At 62.3% G+C, this 17,608-nt stretch carries 18 protein-coding genes; 9 read left to right on the top strand and 9 right to left on the bottom strand.

Annotated features, from left to right (window positions below; genetic code table 11):
* Positions 1-40 precede the first annotated feature (40 nt).
* The 7 genes from AC0L2V_RS01540 to AC0L2V_RS01510 all read left to right on the top strand — a co-directional run bounded on the left by AC0L2V_RS01540 (position 41) and on the right by AC0L2V_RS01510 (position 5,686).
* Entirely contained in the window at positions 41-481 is a 441-nt protein-coding gene (locus tag AC0L2V_RS01540; RefSeq protein WP_473519397.1) for a DUF2938 domain-containing protein, read from the top strand.
* A gap of 319 nt (positions 482-800) precedes the next feature.
* Positions 801-1,442, top strand: a complete 642-nt coding sequence (locus AC0L2V_RS01535) for a 50S ribosomal protein L25/general stress protein Ctc (RefSeq protein WP_023799895.1) — start codon at positions 801-803, stop codon at positions 1,440-1,442.
* Positions 1,443-1,464: 22 nt separating this feature from the next.
* Positions 1,465-2,190 carry an aminoacyl-tRNA hydrolase gene (pth, locus tag AC0L2V_RS01530; protein WP_473508315.1) on the top strand — a complete coding sequence of 242 codons (726 nt, stop codon included), beginning with the start codon at positions 1,465-1,467 and terminating at the stop codon, positions 2,188-2,190.
* A gap of 96 nt (positions 2,191-2,286) precedes the next feature.
* Positions 2,287-3,390, top strand: coding sequence for a redox-regulated ATPase YchF (ychF, locus tag AC0L2V_RS01525; protein WP_473519246.1), 1,104 nt, complete (start codon positions 2,287-2,289; stop codon positions 3,388-3,390).
* Between the two features lie 247 nt (positions 3,391-3,637).
* Positions 3,638-4,612, top strand: coding sequence for a magnesium/cobalt transporter CorA (gene corA, locus AC0L2V_RS01520; protein WP_287280406.1), 975 nt, complete (start codon positions 3,638-3,640; stop codon positions 4,610-4,612).
* Between the two features lie 127 nt (positions 4,613-4,739).
* Entirely contained in the window at positions 4,740-5,219 is a 480-nt protein-coding gene (locus AC0L2V_RS01515) for a MaoC family dehydratase (protein WP_287316643.1), read from the top strand.
* Positions 5,216-5,686, top strand: coding sequence for a MaoC family dehydratase (locus tag AC0L2V_RS01510; RefSeq protein WP_473508314.1), 471 nt, complete (start codon positions 5,216-5,218; stop codon positions 5,684-5,686). Before AC0L2V_RS01515 ends, AC0L2V_RS01510 begins: the two co-directional genes overlap by 4 nt.
* Positions 5,687-5,852: 166 nt before the next feature.
* Here the strand turns inward: AC0L2V_RS01510 and AC0L2V_RS01505 are convergent, their stop codons facing one another.
* The 4 genes from AC0L2V_RS01505 to petA all read right to left on the bottom strand — a co-directional run bounded on the left by AC0L2V_RS01505 (position 5,853) and on the right by petA (position 9,469).
* A complete protein-coding gene (locus AC0L2V_RS01505) occupies positions 5,853-6,398 on the bottom strand; it encodes an adenine phosphoribosyltransferase (protein ID WP_287246380.1) in 546 nt (181 codons plus the stop codon).
* 226 nt (positions 6,399-6,624) lie between these two features.
* On the bottom strand, positions 6,625-7,497 hold the full coding sequence (locus tag AC0L2V_RS01500; RefSeq protein WP_473519245.1) for a cytochrome c1: 873 nt from the start codon (positions 7,495-7,497) through the stop codon (positions 6,625-6,627).
* Positions 7,498-7,586: 89 nt separating this feature from the next.
* A complete protein-coding gene (locus tag AC0L2V_RS01495; RefSeq protein WP_287064209.1) occupies positions 7,587-8,891 on the bottom strand; it encodes a cytochrome b in 1,305 nt (434 codons plus the stop codon).
* A 17-nt stretch (positions 8,892-8,908) separates the two neighbouring features.
* Complete coding sequence (gene petA / locus AC0L2V_RS01490; protein ID WP_077380015.1) at positions 8,909-9,469, bottom strand: ubiquinol-cytochrome c reductase iron-sulfur subunit; 561 nt, start codon at positions 9,467-9,469, stop codon at positions 8,909-8,911.
* 301 nt (positions 9,470-9,770) lie between these two features.
* Here petA and AC0L2V_RS01485 point away from each other — a divergent pair, with 301 nt between their 5' ends.
* Complete coding sequence (locus tag AC0L2V_RS01485) at positions 9,771-10,127, top strand: cupin domain-containing protein (protein ID WP_287073506.1); 357 nt, start codon at positions 9,771-9,773, stop codon at positions 10,125-10,127.
* A 288-nt stretch (positions 10,128-10,415) separates the two neighbouring features.
* On the opposite strand, the gene AC0L2V_RS01480 is transcribed toward AC0L2V_RS01485, so the two are convergent.
* A complete protein-coding gene (locus AC0L2V_RS01480; RefSeq protein WP_473519244.1) occupies positions 10,416-10,781 on the bottom strand; it encodes a hypothetical protein in 366 nt (121 codons plus the stop codon).
* 88 nt (positions 10,782-10,869) lie between these two features.
* Here AC0L2V_RS01480 and AC0L2V_RS01475 point away from each other — a divergent pair, with 88 nt between their 5' ends.
* Positions 10,870-12,540 (top strand): winged helix-turn-helix domain-containing tetratricopeptide repeat protein, encoded by a 1,671-nt coding sequence (locus tag AC0L2V_RS01475; RefSeq protein WP_473519243.1) that lies wholly within the window; start codon positions 10,870-10,872, stop codon positions 12,538-12,540.
* 176 nt (positions 12,541-12,716) lie between these two features.
* Here AC0L2V_RS01475 and AC0L2V_RS01470 read toward each other — a convergent pair whose 3' ends face one another.
* The 4 genes from AC0L2V_RS01470 to AC0L2V_RS01455 are packed head-to-tail and all read right to left on the bottom strand — an operon-like array spanning position 12,717 to position 17,329.
* Positions 12,717-13,031: a DUF6665 family protein gene (locus tag AC0L2V_RS01470; RefSeq protein WP_473519242.1), complete on the bottom strand. Its 315-nt coding sequence runs from the start codon at positions 13,029-13,031 to the stop codon at positions 12,717-12,719.
* Between the two features lie 31 nt (positions 13,032-13,062).
* Positions 13,063-14,946: an ABC transporter ATP-binding protein gene (locus AC0L2V_RS01465; RefSeq protein ID WP_473519241.1), complete on the bottom strand. Its 1,884-nt coding sequence runs from the start codon at positions 14,944-14,946 to the stop codon at positions 13,063-13,065.
* Positions 14,947-15,000: 54 nt separating this feature from the next.
* The gene (locus AC0L2V_RS01460; protein WP_473519396.1) at positions 15,001-16,875 is read right to left on the bottom strand and encodes an ABC transporter ATP-binding protein; all 1,875 of its coding nucleotides are present in this window, start codon (positions 16,873-16,875) and stop codon (positions 15,001-15,003) included.
* Positions 16,859-17,329, bottom strand: coding sequence for a hypothetical protein (locus tag AC0L2V_RS01455; RefSeq protein WP_473519240.1), 471 nt, complete (start codon positions 17,327-17,329; stop codon positions 16,859-16,861). Before AC0L2V_RS01455 ends, AC0L2V_RS01460 begins: the two co-directional genes overlap by 17 nt.
* Positions 17,330-17,608: the final 279 nt, after the last annotated feature.

Genomic DNA, 17,608 nt, shown 5'->3' with positions numbered 1-17,608 from the left:
TTGTCCGCGCAGCCGCGATCGGAACGGGGCGACGGCGGTGATGGATCTTTGGGGATTGTTCCTGAAACGAACGTTGGCGATTCCGCCGCTTGATTATGGCTGGGTCGGCCGCTGGATCGGCCACTTTCCGCGAGGACGTTTCGCACATGCGAATATCGCGCAGGCGCCCCGAATTCGCGGCGAAACGCCTGTTGGCTGGGTCGCGCATTACGCGATCGGCATCGTCTTTGCTGCATTGCTGATGGCAGTATGGGGCCTCGACTGGGCACGAGACCCGACATTGCTTCCCGCCCTTGTTGTCGGTATGTCCACTGTCGTTGCCCCGTTTTTCATAATGCAGCCAGCCTTTGGAGCCGGAATTGCAGCCTCGAAAACGCACAATCCGAGCACCGCGCGTCTGCGCGGCCTCATCACTCATCTGTCCTTCGGCGTCGGGCTGTATGCCGCTGCGTTGTTTTCCGCACACCTGTTCCCGATCTGATACTGGTCGATTGCGGTCGGCTTTCAGGACACAACCCCAATATTTTGCAAATGCGGGAGCAAGCACGAAACTCAAAAGCGAGACACTGCCCACCCGCGTTCGCCACCCGCCTTTGGCTTGCACCCCGCCCCACCTTCCGCTATAGAGCCGCCACCCGCGTAGACACCCTTGGAGGCAACGCGGCGGAAGGCTGTCCGGCCTCACGTGATCCCAAATAGATTTTGGACCAGATCATGTAGGGCCATGACGGCTTTCGACGTTTACGGCCCAGGCATCTCGCCGGCCGCGAACGCTCCAGAACAACGCGAAAGGAAATGCCATGAGCCAAGCTTCTTACGAGCTCAAGGCCGAAGCGCGCGAACAGGTCGGTAAGGGGTCCGCCCGTGCAGTTCGCCGCAACGGTAAAGTGCCTGCAGTAATCTACGGCGACAAGCAGCCTCCCCTGGCGATTGCGCTGACCTACAAGGACATCTACTACAAGATCCATGGCGGCGGGTTCCTGACCACGATCGCCACGATCGATGTCGACGGCAAGAAGATCCAGGTCCTGCCGAAGGACTACCAGCTCGACCCGGTCAAGGATTTTCCGGTCCATGTCGACTTCCTGCGTATCGGCAAGGACACCGAAGTCAATGTCGACGTGCCGGTCCACTTCATCAACGAGGACAAGTCGCCCGGCATCAAGCGCGGCGGCGTGCTCAACATCGTGCGTCACGAGGTCGAGTTCCACTGCCCGGCCAATGCGATCCCGGAATTCATCACCGTCGATCTCACCGGCACCGATATCGGCGATTCGATCCACATCTCGGCGGTCAAGCTGCCGGCCGGCGTCAAGCCGGTGATCTCCGACCGCGACTTCACCGTCGCGACAATTGCCGGCTCCGCGGCGATGAAGCCGGAGGCTGAAGAGACGGTCGAAGCGGCTGAACCCGAAGCGGCTCCTGCCGACGAAGAGAAGTAATCCTTTCCGCTCGGAGGTGACGATGCTGCTGTTTGCAGGCCTCGGCAATCCGGGCGCGAAATACGCCAACAATCGGCACAATGTCGGCTTCATGGCGGCGGACGCAATTGCCCGCCGCCATTCCTTTTCGCCCTGGTCGAAAAAGTTCCAGGGCCTGATCGCCGAAGGCACGCTTGCCGGCGAAAAAATCATCCTGATCAAGCCGCAGACCTTCATGAACCTGTCCGGCCAGTCGGTCGGCGAGGCCCTGCGCTTCTACAAGCTCGACGCTTCGGCGCTGACCGTCTTTTATGACGAGATCGACCTTGCCGCCGGCAAGGTGCGGGTCAAAGTCGGCGGCGGTTCCGGTGGCCACAACGGTATCCGCTCGATAGACCAGCATGTCGGCAAGGATTTCCGCCGTGTGCGCATTGGCGTCAGCCACCCTGGCGTCAAGGAAATGGTGCATGGCCATGTGCTTGGCGATTTCGCCAAAGCCGACCGCGAGTGGCTGGACGTGCTGCTCGACACCATCGCCGACGATGCCGGACTGCTTGCCAAGGGCGACGACAATTCCTTCATGAATCGCGTGACGCTGGCCTTGCGCGACAAGCTCACGCCGACGGGCGACGACGACCGCCCACCACCCAAGGCGCCGAAAGCACAAAGCCACGTTCGCCAGGCGCGGCCGCAGCAGCCGGCGGCCAAGCTGCCCGAAACCGGCCCGATGGCCGCCATGCTGAAGAAGCTGTTTGGCGGCAAGGATTGAGCCTGGCCAGGATCGGGGCTGCAGGGCTTGACGTCCGTCACCCGTTTCGCCCATAGCCCTCATCAAATTACGATTTCCCGATAGGACCGGATAAAAATGGGTTTCAAATGCGGCATCGTTGGCTTGCCCAACGTCGGCAAGTCGACGCTTTTCAACGCGCTGACCAGAACGGCGGCGGCGCAGGCCGCCAACTATCCGTTCTGCACCATCGAACCGAACACCGGCGAAGTGGCGGTGCCCGACCCGCGCCTGCAAAAAATCGCGGCGATCGGCAAGTCGAAGGAGATCATCCCCACCCGCATCTCGTTCGTCGACATCGCCGGCCTGGTGCGCGGCGCCTCGAAAGGCGAAGGGCTGGGCAACCAGTTCCTGGCCAATATCCGCGAGGTCGACGCCATCGTCCATGTGCTGCGCTGCTTCGAGGATGACGACATCACCCATGTCGAGGGCCGCATCGATCCCGTCGCCGACGCCGAGACCGTCGAGACCGAGCTGATGCTCGCCGATCTCGACAGCCTCGAGCGCCGCATCGTCCAGTTCCGCAAGCGCGCTTCCGGCAAGGACAAGGAGGCGCTGACCGTGCTTCCGATGATGGAAGCCGCCCTTGAGCTCCTGCAGGCCGGCAAGCCGGCCCGCATCCTGCTCAAAAACATCTCCGCGGAGGATCTGCGCATCCTGCAGGGGCTGAACCTGCTGACATCGCACCCCGTGCTCTATGTCTGCAATGTCGCCGAGGCCGATGCTGCCACCGGCAACGCACACACCAAAGCGGTCGAACAGATGGCTGCCGCGCAGGGTGCCCGCACCGTGGTGATTTCGGCGGCGATCGAGGCCGAGGTCGCGCAACTCAGCGACGAAGAGGAAATGGAATTTTTGGCGACCCTGGGGCTCGACCAGCCCGGCCTGAACAAGGTCATCCGCGCCGGCTACGAGCTGCTGCAACTCATCACCTATTTCACCGTCGGGCCGAAGGAGACGCGCGCCTGGACCGTGCACAAGGGCGCCAAGGCGCCGCAGGCTGCAGGCGTCATCCACACCGATTTCGAGCGCGGCTTCATCCGCGCCCAGACCATCGCCTACAACGACTTCGTCACGCTGGGCGGCGAAGTGGCGGCCAAGGAAGCCGGCAAGGCGCGCGACGAAGGCAAGGAGTATGTCGTCCAGGACGGCGACATCATGCTGTTCAAGTTCAACACCTGAGCTGACCGACGGCGCCTTCTTCCTTCTCTGGTGCCAAGCTGGAACACCCGTCATCCGACCTCGCTTCGCGAGGCCACCTTCTCCCACAAGGGGAGAAGGAAGAGCCGTTCCGGCGCGGCTTGACTGCCCGCAACGCCCGGTCTAAGGGGCGTCTGCACCGGCCCTGCTTTCGTCGAAAGCGCGTGCAATCCGAAACGACGCGCCCGCTCCAACCTATCCTTTTGGCCTCAGCAACGGAGACCCGGCGATGATCAAGGCATTCGTCGTCGACAATGATCGCCTGCGCCTTGCCGACGATCTCCTGGCAAACAGCGACCAGGTCGTCTGGGCCGATCTTGTGAGCCCGACAAAGGAAGAGGAAGCGGCCATCGAGGCCTGGCTCGGCGTTGCCATTCCGACGCGCGAGGAGATGGAGGAGATCGAGATTTCGAGCCGCCTCTATGTCGAGGACGGCGCCTATTTCATGACCGCCATTCTGCCGGCCCAGACCGAGGCCGACGATCCCCTGATGTCGCCGGTCACCTTCGTGCTGGCCGGCAACAGGCTGATCACCGTGCGCTACCACGAACCGAAGGCCTTCAAGACGTTTCCGCAGCGCGCCGAGAAGGTGGCGACCGGCTGCACCAGCGGCGACACCATCCTGATCGGCCTGCTGGAGGCGATCGTCGACCGCCTCGCCGACATTCTGGAGCGCGCCGGCCGCGACATCGAGGCGATCTCGCGCGACATCTTCCAGCCAAGCTCGACCAAGGCGTCGAAGCGCAATCGCGATTTTCAGGAATTGCTGAAAGCCATCGGCCGCAAGGAGGACATCGCCTCCTCGATCCGCGACAGCCTGATCTCGCTGCAGCGGCTCGCCGGCTTCCTCACCCACGCCTCGACCCAGACCAAGATGAGCAAGGACATCCGCGCGCGCATCAAGACCTTGTCGCGCGATGTGCTGTCGCTCGCCGACCACGCCACCTTCCTGTCGCAGAAGATCAACTTCCTGCTCGACGCGACGCTCGGCATGATCTCGATCGAGCAGAACGCCATCATCAAGATCTTTTCCGTCGCCGCGGTCATCTTCCTGCCGCCGACGCTGGTCGCCTCGATCTACGGCATGAATTTCAACGTCATGCCTGAACTGACCTGGAACTTCGGCTATCCTTTCGCCATTGGCTTGATGATCCTCTCAGCGATCCTGCCCTTCTGGTATTTCCGCCGCCGCGGCTGGCTGTAGAGGCTTCGGAGCTTCCATTCCCGTTGAGCGTGATGGCCTGGCGCACCAGAAATGACTTGACCGCCCCGCCTGCATCCGGGAAACCCGATCCGTGTCGATCGTACAATCTTGAACCGGATTCCAGACCATGACCGGAAAGAACGAAAAGACTTGGGCCTATGAGGATTTCGTCGAGGGCGCCTCGCTCGACCTCGGCACGAAGCTGGTGAGTGCGGCCGAGATCATCGAATTCGCGCAAGAGTTCGATGCGCAGCCGATGCATCTCGACGAGGCGGCGGGCAGGGCCAGCATCCTTGGCGGGCTGGCGGCCTCCGGCTGGCACACCTGCGCGATGTTCATGCGCATGCTGTGCGACGCCTTCCTGCTGGACTCGACCTCGCAAGGCGCCCCTGGTGTCGACCAGGTCCGGTGGAAGAGGCCGGTGCTGGCCGGCGACATCTTGAGCGGCAGCACCACCGTCCTTGCCAAGCGTCTGTCCAGGTCCAAGCCGCAGCTCGGCCTCGTCACTTTGCGCAGCGAGCTTTTCAACCAGCGTGGCGAAGGCGTCTTCGAACTCGAGAACACGGTCATGTTCCTCGCCCGTGATGCCGCACAGGGCCGCTCATGACATTGGACGAGTTCTTCTGCATCGGCGTCACCGTCACCCTCGGCTCGCATAGATTCGAGCCCGAGGCGATCAAGGCGTTCGCCAGGAAATACGATCCGCAGATATTCCATCTCGACGAAGAGGCGGCGAAGAACAGCGTGTTCGGCGGCCTGTGCGCCTCCGGCTGGCACACAGCTGCAACCTGGATGAAGCTGAACCTCGAGACCGGCGTGGCGGCGGAAGGCGCCCGCTGGGCCGGCGCTGGGCCCGCCCCCGAATTCGGCCCCTCGCCCGGCTTCAAGAACCTCAAATGGCTAAAACCCGTCTATGCCGGAGAAACCGTGACCTTCACCCGCACCGCGCTTGCCCACCGCCCCATCGCATCGCGGCCGGGCTGGCGAGTGCTGACGCTGCGCTCGGAAGCTTTCGATTCGACCGGCGACAAGGTCATCGAGTTCGAAAGCGCCGTGCTGGTGAAGGTGGGGTGAGGCGCCGTTTTCCCTTCTCCCCTTGTGGGAGAAGGTGGATTGTCGCGAAGCGACAAGACGGATGAGGGGTGCTGGCCGGAGCGCGGGGTGCCAAGCTGGAACACCCCTCGTCCGACCTCGCTTCGCGAGGCCACCTTCTCCCACAAGGGGAGAAGGAAAGAGCACTTCAATGCCCTTCGAACCCGATCAGCGTCCTGACCGGCACGCCGAGCGCCTCGAGCTTCTCGCGACCACCGAGATCCGGCAGGTCGATGACGAAGCAGGCGGCGAGGATGTCGGCGCCGATCTGCCGCAGCAGCTTGACCGCTGCCTCTGCCGTGCCGCCGGTGGCGATCAAATCGTCGACGAGGATCACCTTCTCACCCGGAGACACGCCATCCCTGTGCATCTCCATCTCGTCCAGCCCGTATTCGAGGCTGTAGGCGACGCGCACCGTTTCGTAAGGCAGCTTGCCCTTCTTGCGGATCGGCACGAAGCCGGCCGAGAGCTGGTGGGCGACGGCGCCGCCAAGGATGAAACCACGCGCCTCGATGCCGGCGATCTTGTCGACCTTCTGGCCGGCATAGGGATGCACCAGCTCGTCGATGGCGCGGCGGAAGGCGCGCGCATTGCTTAGCAGCGTGGTGATGTCGCGAAACAGGATGCCCGGCTTCGGATAGTCCGGAATGGTGCGGATCGCGGCAACCAGCGTGTCTTCGAGCGAAGGTTTCATGGGGCGGCTCTCCGGGCGTTCGTCCGACTTGAAGACATGAAAGGGAATTTCGGCCGATCGTAACCCGGCGCGGCCGCCGACGGCTACCGCGATGTGGCGCCTGGAAGAAAATTGTCCGGCAAAGGACCGGAGCCGGCTACCTTCGGAGGCGGTCTTCGGAGGCAGTCCTTAGACATGCAAAAAGGGCGCCCTTCGACGCCCTTTTGATCTCGTGGTTTTCCGTAGCTCAGTGCGCCACGCCGGCCCACACCTTGCGCTTGGTCAGATAGACCAGCGCACCGAACAGCAACAGGAAGACCAGCACGCGAAAGCCGGTTTTCTTGCGGGCTTCCAGATGCGGCTCGGCTGCCCACATCAGGAAGGCCGACACGTCGCGGGAATACTGGTCGACCGTCTGCGGCGAGCCGTCGTCATAGGTCACCTGATCGTCGGAAAGCGGGTTGGGCATCTTCAGCGAGACGCCGGCTATGAAGTACGGATTGTAGTGGGTGCCTTCCGGTATCTCCACGCCCGCCGGCGGCTGCTCGTCATAGCCGGTCAGCAGCGAGTGGATGTAGTCGGGACCGCCCTGGGCGTATTGCGTGAAGATGTCGAAGACGAATTGCGGAAAACCGCGCGTGACGCCGCGCGCCTTGGCCAGCAGCGACATATCGGGCGGCGCAGCCCCGCCATTGGCGGCCGCTGCTGCCTGGTCGTTGGGGAACGGCGCCGGGAAATGGTCGGACGGTATGCCGGGACGCTCGAACATGTCGCCGGCATCGTTGGGACCATCGTTGATCGTGTACTCGGCGGCCAGCGCCTTGACCTGCGCTTCCGAATAGCCAAGATCTTCCAGCGTGCGAAACGCCACCAATTTCATCGAATGGCAGGTGGCGCAAACTTCCTTGAAGACCTTCAGCCCGCGCTGCAACTGCGCCTTGTCGTAGGTGCCGAAAGGCCCGGCGAAGCTCCAGTCCATCTCCTTCGGCTGGTGTATCGGGAAATGCGTCGGCGCGGCTTCGCTGTGCGCCTCCTCCTGGGCGATCGCCCCGGTGGTCGCGGCCGCGGTGCCTGCCAGCACAAGGCCGAGCAGCGCCAGCGAGGTGAGAATCGTCTTCATACCAAATCCCCTTGAGATTCTCTGGCGCGCTGTCGTCGTCTTGAGCATGATCTTGTCCGAAAACCGGTCTCCACTTTTCGGCGTCATGCTCAGCCCTTGGTTTCCGGCGCGGCTGTCGCGCGAGCCGGATGCCCGCCACCGCCACCCTTGTTCTTCTCGAGAACTGCCTCGGTGATCGAGTTCGGCAATCGCCGCGGCTTCTCGACCAGGCCCAGCACCGGCAGCACGACCAGGAAGAAGGCGAAGTAGAACAATGTCGCCATCTGCGCCATGAAGACATAGCTGCCTTCAGCCGGCTGCGAGCCCAGCCAGCCAAGCAGGACGGCGTCGATCACGAACAGCCAGAAGAACAGCTTGTACCAGGGCCGGTAGACTGCCGAGCGCACCTTCGAGGTGTCGAGCCACGGCACCAGGAACAGCATGGCGATGGAGCCGAACATCGCGAGCACGCCACCGAGCTTGGAGTTGATCGGCCCGATATTGAAGGTGATGGCGCGCAGGATCGCGTAGAACGGCAGGAAGTACCATTCCGGCACGATGTGGGCCGGCGTCTTCAGCGGGTCGGCGACGACGTAATTGTCCGGATGGCCGAGAAAGTTCGGCAGGTAGAAGACGAAATAGGCGAAGATGAACAGGAACACCAGCATCCCGAACGCGTCCTTGATGGTCGCGTAAGGGGTGAAGGCGACGGTATCGGTCTTCGATTTGACCTCGATGCCGGTCGGGTTCGACTGGCCGACCACATGCAGCGCCCATATATGCAGCACAACGACGCCGGCGATCATGAACGGCAGCAGATAGTGCAGTGAAAAGAAACGGTTCAGCGTCGGGTTGTCGACAGCGAAGCCGCCGAGCAGAAGCTGCTGGATCCATTCGCCGACCAGCGGAATGGCGGTGAAGAAGCCGGTGATGACGGTCGCGCCCCAGAACGACATCTGTCCCCAGGGCAGCACATAGCCCATGAAGCCTGTCGCCATCATCAGGAGATAGATGATGCAGCCGAGGATCCACAGAAGCTCGCGCGGCGCTTTGTAGGAGCCGTAATAGAGGCCGCGGAAGATGTGGATGTAGACGGCGACGAAGAAGAACGACGCGCCGTTCGAATGCAGATAGCGCAGCAGCCAGCCCGAATTCACGTCGCGCATGATCTTCTCGACCGAATCGAAGGCGAGACTGCTGTCCGCCGCGTAGTGCATGGCCAGCACGATGCCGGTCAGCATCTGCGCCCCCAGCATGAGCGCCAGGATACCGCCGAAGGTCCACGCATAATTGAGGTTGCGCGGCACCGGATAGGCGACGAAGCTGTCATAGACCAGCCGCGGCAGCGGCATGCGGGCGTCGACCCAGCGTCCGATACCGGTCTTGGGCGTATAGGTCGAGTGTCCCTCGCTCATCGAAATGTCCCCTCGCCTCAGCCGATACGGATCTTGGTGTCGGAAATGAACTGGAATACCGGCACCGACATGTTCTCCGGCGCCGGCCCGCCGCGGACGCGGCCGGCGGTGTCGTATGTCGAACCGTGGCACGGGCAGAACCAGCCGCCGAACTCGCCTTCCTGGCCGAGCGGAATGCAGCCGAGATGGGTGCAGACCTGGACCATCACCATCCAGGCCTCCTTGCCCGGCGTGGTACGGTTGGCGTCGGTCGCCGGCGCATCGGCCGGCAGATTGGCGTTGCGGGCGAGCGGATCCTTGAGCTCGGCCAGATTGACCGCCTCGCCGTCCTTCATCTCTTGTTCGGTGCGATTGCGCACCACCACCGGCTTGCCGCGCCATTTCACGACAAGCGACGTTCCCGGCGTCAGCGAGGAGACGTCGACCTCTACCGAGGCCAGCGCCAGCGTCGAGGCATCCGGGCGCATCTGGTCGATGAACGGCCAGGCGACGGCACCCGCGCCGACCACCGCGGCCATGCCCGTGGCGACGTAGAGAAAATCACGACGGTTGGGATCCTGGATGTCGGTTGCGCTCACGGGTGCCTGATCCTTTCGCCTCTTCCGTGCCGGTGGCCGAGGCTTGTTCCCCGCTCTTTCACGCCAACCCGACAGCGCATGGCGAACAGGCTAGCGAATTCCTCCGGCAATTGGCCTTCGGTTTATGCGTGAAGCCCGTTTTTGTCCAGACGGGTGAAGGCACAAGGGCAGATTGTCGCGGGGACGCAATTCGACGGCGGACGGCGTGGCGACGAAGACGGCGAAACCACAGGAAAACAATGGCAAAGCCGGCGCCTGCGTTGTCTCGACAGGAGACCCAGCCTCGGTCTATCCTCGGCTCATGGCGCATGTCATCGACCGCGACAAATGGGCCAGGACGCCCGACCGCTCGCCCGACCATTGGCAGGGCGAACTGCAGTGCGGCGCCTACGGCTCCAGAAGCTGCCTGATCTTCAACCATCTGCCGGAGATCGGCGGCGGCCCGCGGCTGCACATGCATCCCTATTGCGAGATTTTCATCATCCGCACGGGCACCGGCCTGTTCACCGTCGGCGACCGGCAGATCGAGGCGTCGGCCGGCCAGATCCTGATCGTGCCGCCGAACACGCCGCACAAATTCACCAATCTCGGCCCAGGCCCGCTGGAGACCACCGACATCCACGAAAACGGCAGTTTCATCACCGAATGGCTCGAGTAGGCCATCACGAACCGAAGGTCCGCGTCAGCGAAAACCGGAACCGGTTTTCGGAAAAGATCATGGTCGAACTAGTGGTGAAAATCTGACGCTTGGTACCCGAGGCCACAACTGCTTTGGTGGAGAGCGGAAGTACCAGGAATTGTCATCTGTAGCAGGATTGAGGACCAAAACTGCCATTCGATGATGCGTGTAAGCGAAGATCCAAAATTTTCTGGAATCTTGCGGATCTTCGCTGGGGTGCCGTCTCAGCTCGTCCCGAACATTCGCGCCACCCCGGGAAATGTCGCCTCAGGATGCGCAGTCGCAGTAATGGAAGGTGGCGAGATAGCCGGGGAGTACGCGCATGAACTCCTGTTGATGGGTCCAAGCTCTGCATTCGGCCATGGAGGTCATGGGTTTGACATGGGGGAGCCTGATTAGCTTCCCCTGGTTGGTCAGATGGATTGTGACAGCGATAGCGGTGAACATGGCGCGGTCATCCATCGACTTTAGGCTGGCGACATTGTGACTGCCGGAGTTGGGACGAACGTCGTCCGAGGCAACCTCGTTGACATGATCAGGGCCACAGATTCGTGCGGTGCGGGAATCTGCTTTTGCAGCGGTTTGCGCTGCCAAAAGAAGCGTCAGAGCAATGATGAGCTTGGTGCGATTCATTTCGTCCTCCGTTCCATCCGGTGCTGCAGGGATCGCTTGGAGGCGGCGGTCGAATGGGCTAAACTAGGAAGCGCGCCAGGAAGGTGAAATGTCCCGAACGGCCCCTGAAATTGATCTGAAATCTGCTGAAACGATCACGTTTCGCGGTTTTGTCTTCCTGACGAAATGCAAGGAACTCCGAACCGTCGAAGGCAAAGCGGTCAATCTTCGCAGCCAGTCCGCCGAGGTGCTCTCCGCGCTCGCGGCGCGACCGGGCGAGATCGTGTCCAAGGATGCGCTGATGCAGGCGGTCTGGCCCGATACCTTCGTGACTGACGACAGTCTCACCCAATGCATTGCCGATATTCGCCGCGCATTGGGAGACGACAAGCACATGATCGTGCAAACCCTTCCGAAGAGAGGCTACCGGCTGAACGCCGATCCATCGGACGCGGCGGAGCCAAACGCCGCGGCCGGCCGGGAACCAGGCAGGACACGATTCTCGCGACGCGGCTTCATTCTTGCCGCACTCGTTCTCGTTGCGGCAGCCATCGGCGCATACTACGGCATGGAGACTTGGCGAGTCGCTCCGGTTCCTTCGAGCGACATGCCGAGGATTGCGATCCTTGCCTTCGACGACTTCAGTACCGGTGCGGACAAGGGTTATCTCAGCGATGCCGTCGCTGAGGGCATCATCACTGAGTTGGCGCGGAGCAAGACTTATGCCGTCATCGCCCGGAACTCGAGCTTCAGGTACCGCGACCAGCCGGTCGACGCCAGGCAGATTGGAGATGAGCTCGGCGTCGACTACCTGCTCGAAGGCAGCCAGCAGAAGATCGGAAACCGGCTGAAAGTGACGGCCCAGTTGCTGAACGCGCATGACGGATCGCATGTCTGGGCCAACACCTACAACCGCGAGATTGGCGATCTTTTCGTCGTCCAGGAGGAGATCATCCGCACGCTTGCGGATCGGGTCGGGCGCAGGATCGAGCGCCCGCTGCCACAGAGCGACGCCGCGCAGGTCAGCGCACTGAGCTATGTCCAGATGGGGTTTGCCGAGACCGACAAGGACTTCTCTGCCGCGGGGAACGAGCTGCTACGGCAGTTCAGCCTCAAGGCGGTCGAAGCGGATCCAGACTCCCAGTACGGCTATATCGGGATGGCCTTTGCCTATCGCAATGACGCGCTATTCTGGCACAAGCAGGAGAACAACCCCGACGAGGCGTTGAAGCGCGGCGCCGAATACGCGGACAAGGCAATCCTGCTCGCTCCGGACGATGCCAACGCGCATTATGTCCGCGCCAAAATTCATACCGAAGCCGGAGAGATCGAGCAGGCCATTGCTCGGTACGATCAGGCGATTGCGCTGAATCCCAGCGCCTCGAATATCCTAGCCGGCAGTGCGTCCCCGCTGATCTTTGCCGGCCGAATCGACGAAGCGATCGATCGGATCGAGCAGGCCAAGGGCATCGATCCTTTCCATCCTGACTGGTACCACTGGGACATGGGCTGGGCGCTGTGGGAAAAGAACGATTGCGAGGCTGCGCTGACGGCGATGCGGAAAATGGCCAGAATGCCGAGCGGCGCTCATCGAATGCTTGCGGGGATCCACGCCTGCCTGCGAAACGGGAGGGAGGCAAAGGAAGCGCTTGCGGTTTTCCTCAATGACTCGCCCGGCGACTCCATCAGCAAACAACGCAAGCAGTGGGAGAAGATGTGGGCCGCTCCCAGCCTCGAGCGCTGGATCGAACACATGCGGTTCGCGGGTTTGCCGGAGTGACGCCGACCTTTTGCCGCCTGGCAGAAGACCGATTGGCCGCTAAACCTTTGAAGTCTTTAGACGTATTAGCGCTGATTGTCCTCAAGACTAGCGCCATAATGCGCTCGCACCCGAACTTCTGGAACGGTCGAGTTCGGTATTCGTCTTCGGTACCATCAGATTCTCAACACCATTGTCTATTTCGCGCCGAGCCTGGCCAGCACGGCTTTGGGGATGTTGTATTCCCGGATCACTGCGTCGTGCTTGCGCAAGCCGCACAATTCGCGCTGGATGAAATAGGCGTGGACGGCCTCGGCCGCGTCCTTGAGCAGCCGGGCGCGATGTTCGCCATCGTCGCCATGCTCTCGCAATCTCGCCAGCGTCTCATCCACGCGTCGGCCGGCGCGGCCGAGCGCCGCCGCCTTTTCGCCGAGGATTTCATTGCCGAGCAGGTCGAGCGCGCTCTCCTGCGCCCCCGACCGTCCGAAATTCGATGGCATTCGCACCGACATGATTCACTCCGGTTTTTGCTGAAATCTGGCCCTACTCCGCCGGCCGCGTCTCCTCCAGCACGCTCTCCTCGTTGAACAGGAAGCCGCCGGACTGCCGCTTCCACAGCCGCGCATAGAGCCCGTCTAGCGCCACCAACTCGTCATGCGTGCCTTGCTCGACGATGCGACCCCCGTCGAGCACCACCAGGCGATCGAGAGCAGCGATGGTCGACAGCCGGTGCGCGATGGCGATGACCGTCTTGTTCTCCATCAGCCGCGCCAGATTTTCCTGGATGGCCGCCTCGATGTCGGAATCGAGCGCCGACGTCGCCTCGTCGAGTATCAGGATCGGCGCGTCCTTGAGGAAGACGCGGGCGATCGCCACGCGCTGGCGCTGGCCGCCAGACAATTTCACGCCGCGCTCGCCGACAAAGGCCTCATAGCCCTGGCGATCGCGATTGTCGCGCAAGTCGAGGATGAAGTCGTGCGCCTCGGCCTTCTTCGCGGCCGCGATCACCTCGGCGTCGGTTGCTTCCGGCATGCCGAGCTTGATGTTGTCGCGCAAGGAACGGTGGAAAAGCGCGGTATCCTGGCTGACGACGCCGATGTTGGCACGCAGCGAATTCTGCGTCACCTTCGAGACGTCCTGGCCGTCGATGGTGATCTTGCCGGCCTCGAGCTCGTAGAGGCGCAGGATCAGATTGGCCAGCGTCGTCTTGCCGGCGCCGGACGGACCGACCAGTCCGACCTTCTCGCCCGGCCGCACGACAAGATCGATGCCGTTGAGCACGCCGAATCCCTTGCCGTAGTGGAACTCGACGTTGTTCACTTCGATCCGGCCGCCGGTCACGACAAGCTCCTTGGCGTCGGGCGCATCGGTCAGGCCGAGCGGCTGCGAGATGAGCGCCTTCGAGTTTTCCAGCACGCCGAGATTTCGCAGGATGCTGTTGAGTTGCATCATCAGCCGGCCGAGCAGCATGTTGAGCCGCAACACCAGGGACAGCGTAAAGGCGACGGCGCCGACGGTGATCGAGCCTTCGATCCAGAGATAGACCGCAAAACAGGCGATCGCGGTGATCATGATCCCCGACAGCGTCGTCAGCGCCATGCGCACGCCGGTCAGCCTGCGGGTGAACGGGCGCAGCGCATCGAGATAGATATTGAAGCCGCTCCTGATGTATCGGTCGTCGCCATCGGCGGAGAACAGCTTCAGCGTCTGCACGTTCGAGTAGGAATCGACGAAGCGGCCGGTGATCATCGAACCGGCCTCTGCGGTTTGCTCGGCATGCTTGCGGATCGCCGGCAGATAGCGCCTGGCCAGCCAGCCGAAGGCGGTGATCCAGATCACCACCAGCGCCGCCAGCCGCAAGTCGAGGCCGGCGACCAGCACCAGCGTCGTCACCGTATAGACGACCATGAACCAGACGACCTCGATGAAGCTTTGCATCAAATCGCCGGTCGCCTGCCCCGCCTGCCAGACTTTTGTTGCGATGCGGCCGGCGAAATCGTTCTGGAAGAAGTTGTAGGACTGGCGCGAGACATGGCGGTGCGCCTGCCAGCGTACCAGATTGTAGAAGCCGGGGGTGATAGTCTGCTCGTCGACCAGCGCCGCCAGGCCGACGACGACGGTGCGGACGACCAGCACCACGGCGGCCATGAAGACAAGTTCGGGGCCGGCGGCAGTCCACAGCGCGTCCCAGCTGCGCTCGCCGGGGATCTGGTCGAGAATGTCGACCAGCCTGCCGACGAAGTAGAACAGCCCAGCCTCGACCAGCGGCGCAATGCCGCCGATGACAAGCATGGCGAAGAAGGCGACCTTCGCCTGGCCGACATAGTGCCAGAGGAAACCGCTGACGCTGACCGGTGGCCGAAGGTCCGCGGGCTCCCTGAACGGATAAACCCAGTTCTCGAACCAGCGATAGACGGCAATCATCATTCGGCGGCCATCATTCTGGTGCCATCATTCTGCGGCCCATCATTCCGCTGCCCATCATTCCGCTGCTTGACCCTTCACAATGGCATCGTTGGCGGCCGCACCCTCGTCGAGCAGGAAGCCGCCCGACTGACGCTGCCAAAGCTGCGCATAGAGCCCGCCGCTGGCGACGAGTTGCTCATGCGAACCCTCCTCGATGACGCGGCCCTTGTCCATGACGACGAGCCGGTCCATCGCCGCGATGGTCGAGAGCCGGTGCGCGATGGCGATGACGGTCTTGCCTTGCATGAGCTTGTAAAGGTTCTCCTGGATCGCCGCCTCGGCCTCTGAATCGAGCGCAGACGTCGCCTCGTCGAGGATGAGGATCGGGGCGTCCTTCAGCATGACACGGGCAATCGCGATGCGTTGGCGCTGGCCGCCTGACAATTTGACGCCACGATCGCCGACATGCGCATCGAAACCGGTGCGGCCACTGGCGTCCGAAAGCCTTGATATGAAATCAAGCGCCTCGGCGCGGCGTGCTGCCTCGATCAGCATCTCGTTGCTGGCGTCCGGTCGGCCATAAAGGATGTTCTCGCGCACTGAGCGATGCAGCAGCGAGGTATCCTGCGTGACCATGGCGATCTGGGCGCGCAGCGAATCCTGCGTCACCGCCGCGATTTCCTGGCCGTCGATCAGGATCTTGCCGCTTTCAAGGTCGTAGAAGCGCAACAAAAGGTTGACCAGCGTCGACTTGCCGGCGCCCGAGCGGCCGACGATGCCGACCTTTTCGCCCGGCTTCACCGTCAGCGACAGGCGTTCGATCATGCCTTTCTGTTTGCCGTAGTGGAAGCGGATGTCCTCGAAACGGATCTCGCCCTTGGTCACGACAATGTCCTTGGCGCCAGGCCTGTCTTCGACGACGCGCGGCAGCGAGATCGAGCTGATGCCGTCCTGCACCGTGCCGATATTCTCGAACAGGGTGGACATCTCCCACATGATCCATTGCGACATGCCCCAGAGCCGAAGCACGAGGCCGATGACCAGGGCGACGGCGCCGATCGTCACCACCTGGCCGAGCCACAGCCACAGCGAGATCGCAGTGACCGAAAACAACAGCAGTGAGTTCAAGACGTAGAGCAGGCCGTAGAGCTGCGTCACCAGCCGCATCGACCGGTAGACCGTATCGAGAAAGCCGGCCATGCCTTCCCGGGCGAAGGACGCCTCGCGCCGCGCATGCGAGAACAGCTTGACCGTCTGGATGTTGGAGTAGCTGTCGACGACGCGGCCGGTCATCGTCGAGCGCGCGTTGGCCTGCTCCTCGCCGACCTTGCCCAATCGCGGGATGAAATAGCGCAGCAGCAAGACATAGCCGGCAAGCCAGACGGCAAGCGGTGCCGCCAGCCGCCAGTCGGCCGAGCCGACAATCAACAGCATGCCGAGGAAATAGACCACGACATAATTGAGAACGTCGATGAGCTTGATGACGCATTCGCGCACGGCGAGCGCCGTCTGCATCAGCTTGGTCGCGATGCGTCCGGCGAACTCGTCCTGGTAGAAGGCCATCGACTGTTTGAGCAGATAGCGATGCACCTGCCAGCGGATACGCATCGGATAGTTGCCCATCAGCGTCTGCTGGTTGAGGAGCGCATGGAACCAGACCGTCGCCGGCAGCGCGAAAACCACGATGAAAGCCATGCCTGCGAGCTTCCAGCCCTCGGTCTGCAGGAATGTCTGGCGATTCTGCACCGACAGCCAGTCGACGATCCGGCCCATGAAGCCGAACATCCACACCTCGGCAAGGGCGATAGCCGTCACCAGCATCGCATCGATTGCGATGTAGGGCCAGGCGCCGCGCGTATAGTGGACGCAGAAGGCGATCAGCGTCTTCGGCGGCTCGACCGGCTCCTCGGCAGGGAACGGATCGAGCCTTGTTTCAAACCAGCGGAACATTGTCTTGGTACTCACATGCTCGTTTTCGCTCACGCCGCGCGGGAGTGCGTAGCGTCCTGGGAGCGCATGGCGTCATGGGTCGCGTGGCAGCAAGGACCGGCGTCCCGGAATCACCCGGGCCGCCGATCCTGCTTCGCGCAATATAGGATGTCGCGGGCTTTTCGCCGACAGGGTCGTTTGACGATCCTGACAGCGCTGTGTCGACGACCCGGAGTTTCGCGCCGGTTTTCGCGCCAGGGCGGATCAGCCTGATGATCCGGCGCACCAGCGACGGCCGGCTGCGGTCGGGAACCGCGCGCGAGAAATCGACGTCCGGCAGCATGCCGCGATGCGGGCGCCGGCGGGTTTCGGCGTGAACCGCCGACGAGTAGGTTTCGCCGACCAAAAGCGCCCAGGTCGCCATCCTGCGCTCGTGCAGGTTTCTTGAACCGGGAATTTTGCAGGGATCAAACATCGGTCCGTCCTCCATGTGAAAATAGGGAAGAAAATCCGGCCTGTTCGCTGGTGAATGGCCAGCGAAAGGCGGGGGTTGAACAGCGGCGTGCTCAGGCGGGGCGTTCAGCCCTTTCGACAGCTTGAAAAACATCGCAGGATTCCTTCGAAGACCGAAAAAAGGTTTCGGCCAAGAATCGGTGCGATCGAAATCTAAAAGGTCAGGAGAATCGTCGAACCGAAACCGCCGGCAGGCTGGTAAGCCCACATGAGGGGCGCTGGATGTGCATGATCATCATGA

The organism is Mesorhizobium sp. WSM4814 (assembly GCF_055811595.1).
This window is presented reverse-complemented; position numbering and strand designations above follow the sequence as displayed.

Coding starts and splice junctions, on each gene's coding strand:
- AC0L2V_RS01540 (WP_473519397.1), top strand. CDS start 41: ATGGATCTTTGGGGATTGTTCCTGAAACGAACGTTGGCGATTCCGCCG.
- AC0L2V_RS01535 (WP_023799895.1), top strand. CDS start 801: ATGAGCCAAGCTTCTTACGAGCTCAAGGCCGAAGCGCGCGAACAGGTC.
- pth (WP_473508315.1), top strand. CDS start 1,465: ATGCTGCTGTTTGCAGGCCTCGGCAATCCGGGCGCGAAATACGCCAAC.
- ychF (WP_473519246.1), top strand. CDS start 2,287: ATGGGTTTCAAATGCGGCATCGTTGGCTTGCCCAACGTCGGCAAGTCG.
- corA (WP_287280406.1), top strand. CDS start 3,638: ATGATCAAGGCATTCGTCGTCGACAATGATCGCCTGCGCCTTGCCGAC.
- AC0L2V_RS01515 (WP_287316643.1), top strand. CDS start 4,740: ATGACCGGAAAGAACGAAAAGACTTGGGCCTATGAGGATTTCGTCGAG.
- AC0L2V_RS01510 (WP_473508314.1), top strand. CDS start 5,216: ATGACATTGGACGAGTTCTTCTGCATCGGCGTCACCGTCACCCTCGGC.
- AC0L2V_RS01505 (WP_287246380.1), bottom strand. CDS start 6,398: ATGAAACCTTCGCTCGAAGACACGCTGGTTGCCGCGATCCGCACCATT.
- AC0L2V_RS01500 (WP_473519245.1), bottom strand. CDS start 7,497: ATGAAGACGATTCTCACCTCGCTGGCGCTGCTCGGCCTTGTGCTGGCA.
- AC0L2V_RS01495 (WP_287064209.1), bottom strand. CDS start 8,891: ATGAGCGAGGGACACTCGACCTATACGCCCAAGACCGGTATCGGACGC.
- AC0L2V_RS01485 (WP_287073506.1), top strand. CDS start 9,771: ATGGCGCATGTCATCGACCGCGACAAATGGGCCAGGACGCCCGACCGC.
- AC0L2V_RS01480 (WP_473519244.1), bottom strand. CDS start 10,781: ATGAATCGCACCAAGCTCATCATTGCTCTGACGCTTCTTTTGGCAGCG.
- AC0L2V_RS01475 (WP_473519243.1), top strand. CDS start 10,870: ATGTCCCGAACGGCCCCTGAAATTGATCTGAAATCTGCTGAAACGATC.
- AC0L2V_RS01470 (WP_473519242.1), bottom strand. CDS start 13,031: ATGTCGGTGCGAATGCCATCGAATTTCGGACGGTCGGGGGCGCAGGAG.
- AC0L2V_RS01465 (WP_473519241.1), bottom strand. CDS start 14,946: ATGATGATTGCCGTCTATCGCTGGTTCGAGAACTGGGTTTATCCGTTC.
- AC0L2V_RS01460 (WP_473519396.1), bottom strand. CDS start 16,875: ATGTTCCGCTGGTTTGAAACAAGGCTCGATCCGTTCCCTGCCGAGGAG.
- AC0L2V_RS01455 (WP_473519240.1), bottom strand. CDS start 17,329: ATGTTTGATCCCTGCAAAATTCCCGGTTCAAGAAACCTGCACGAGCGC.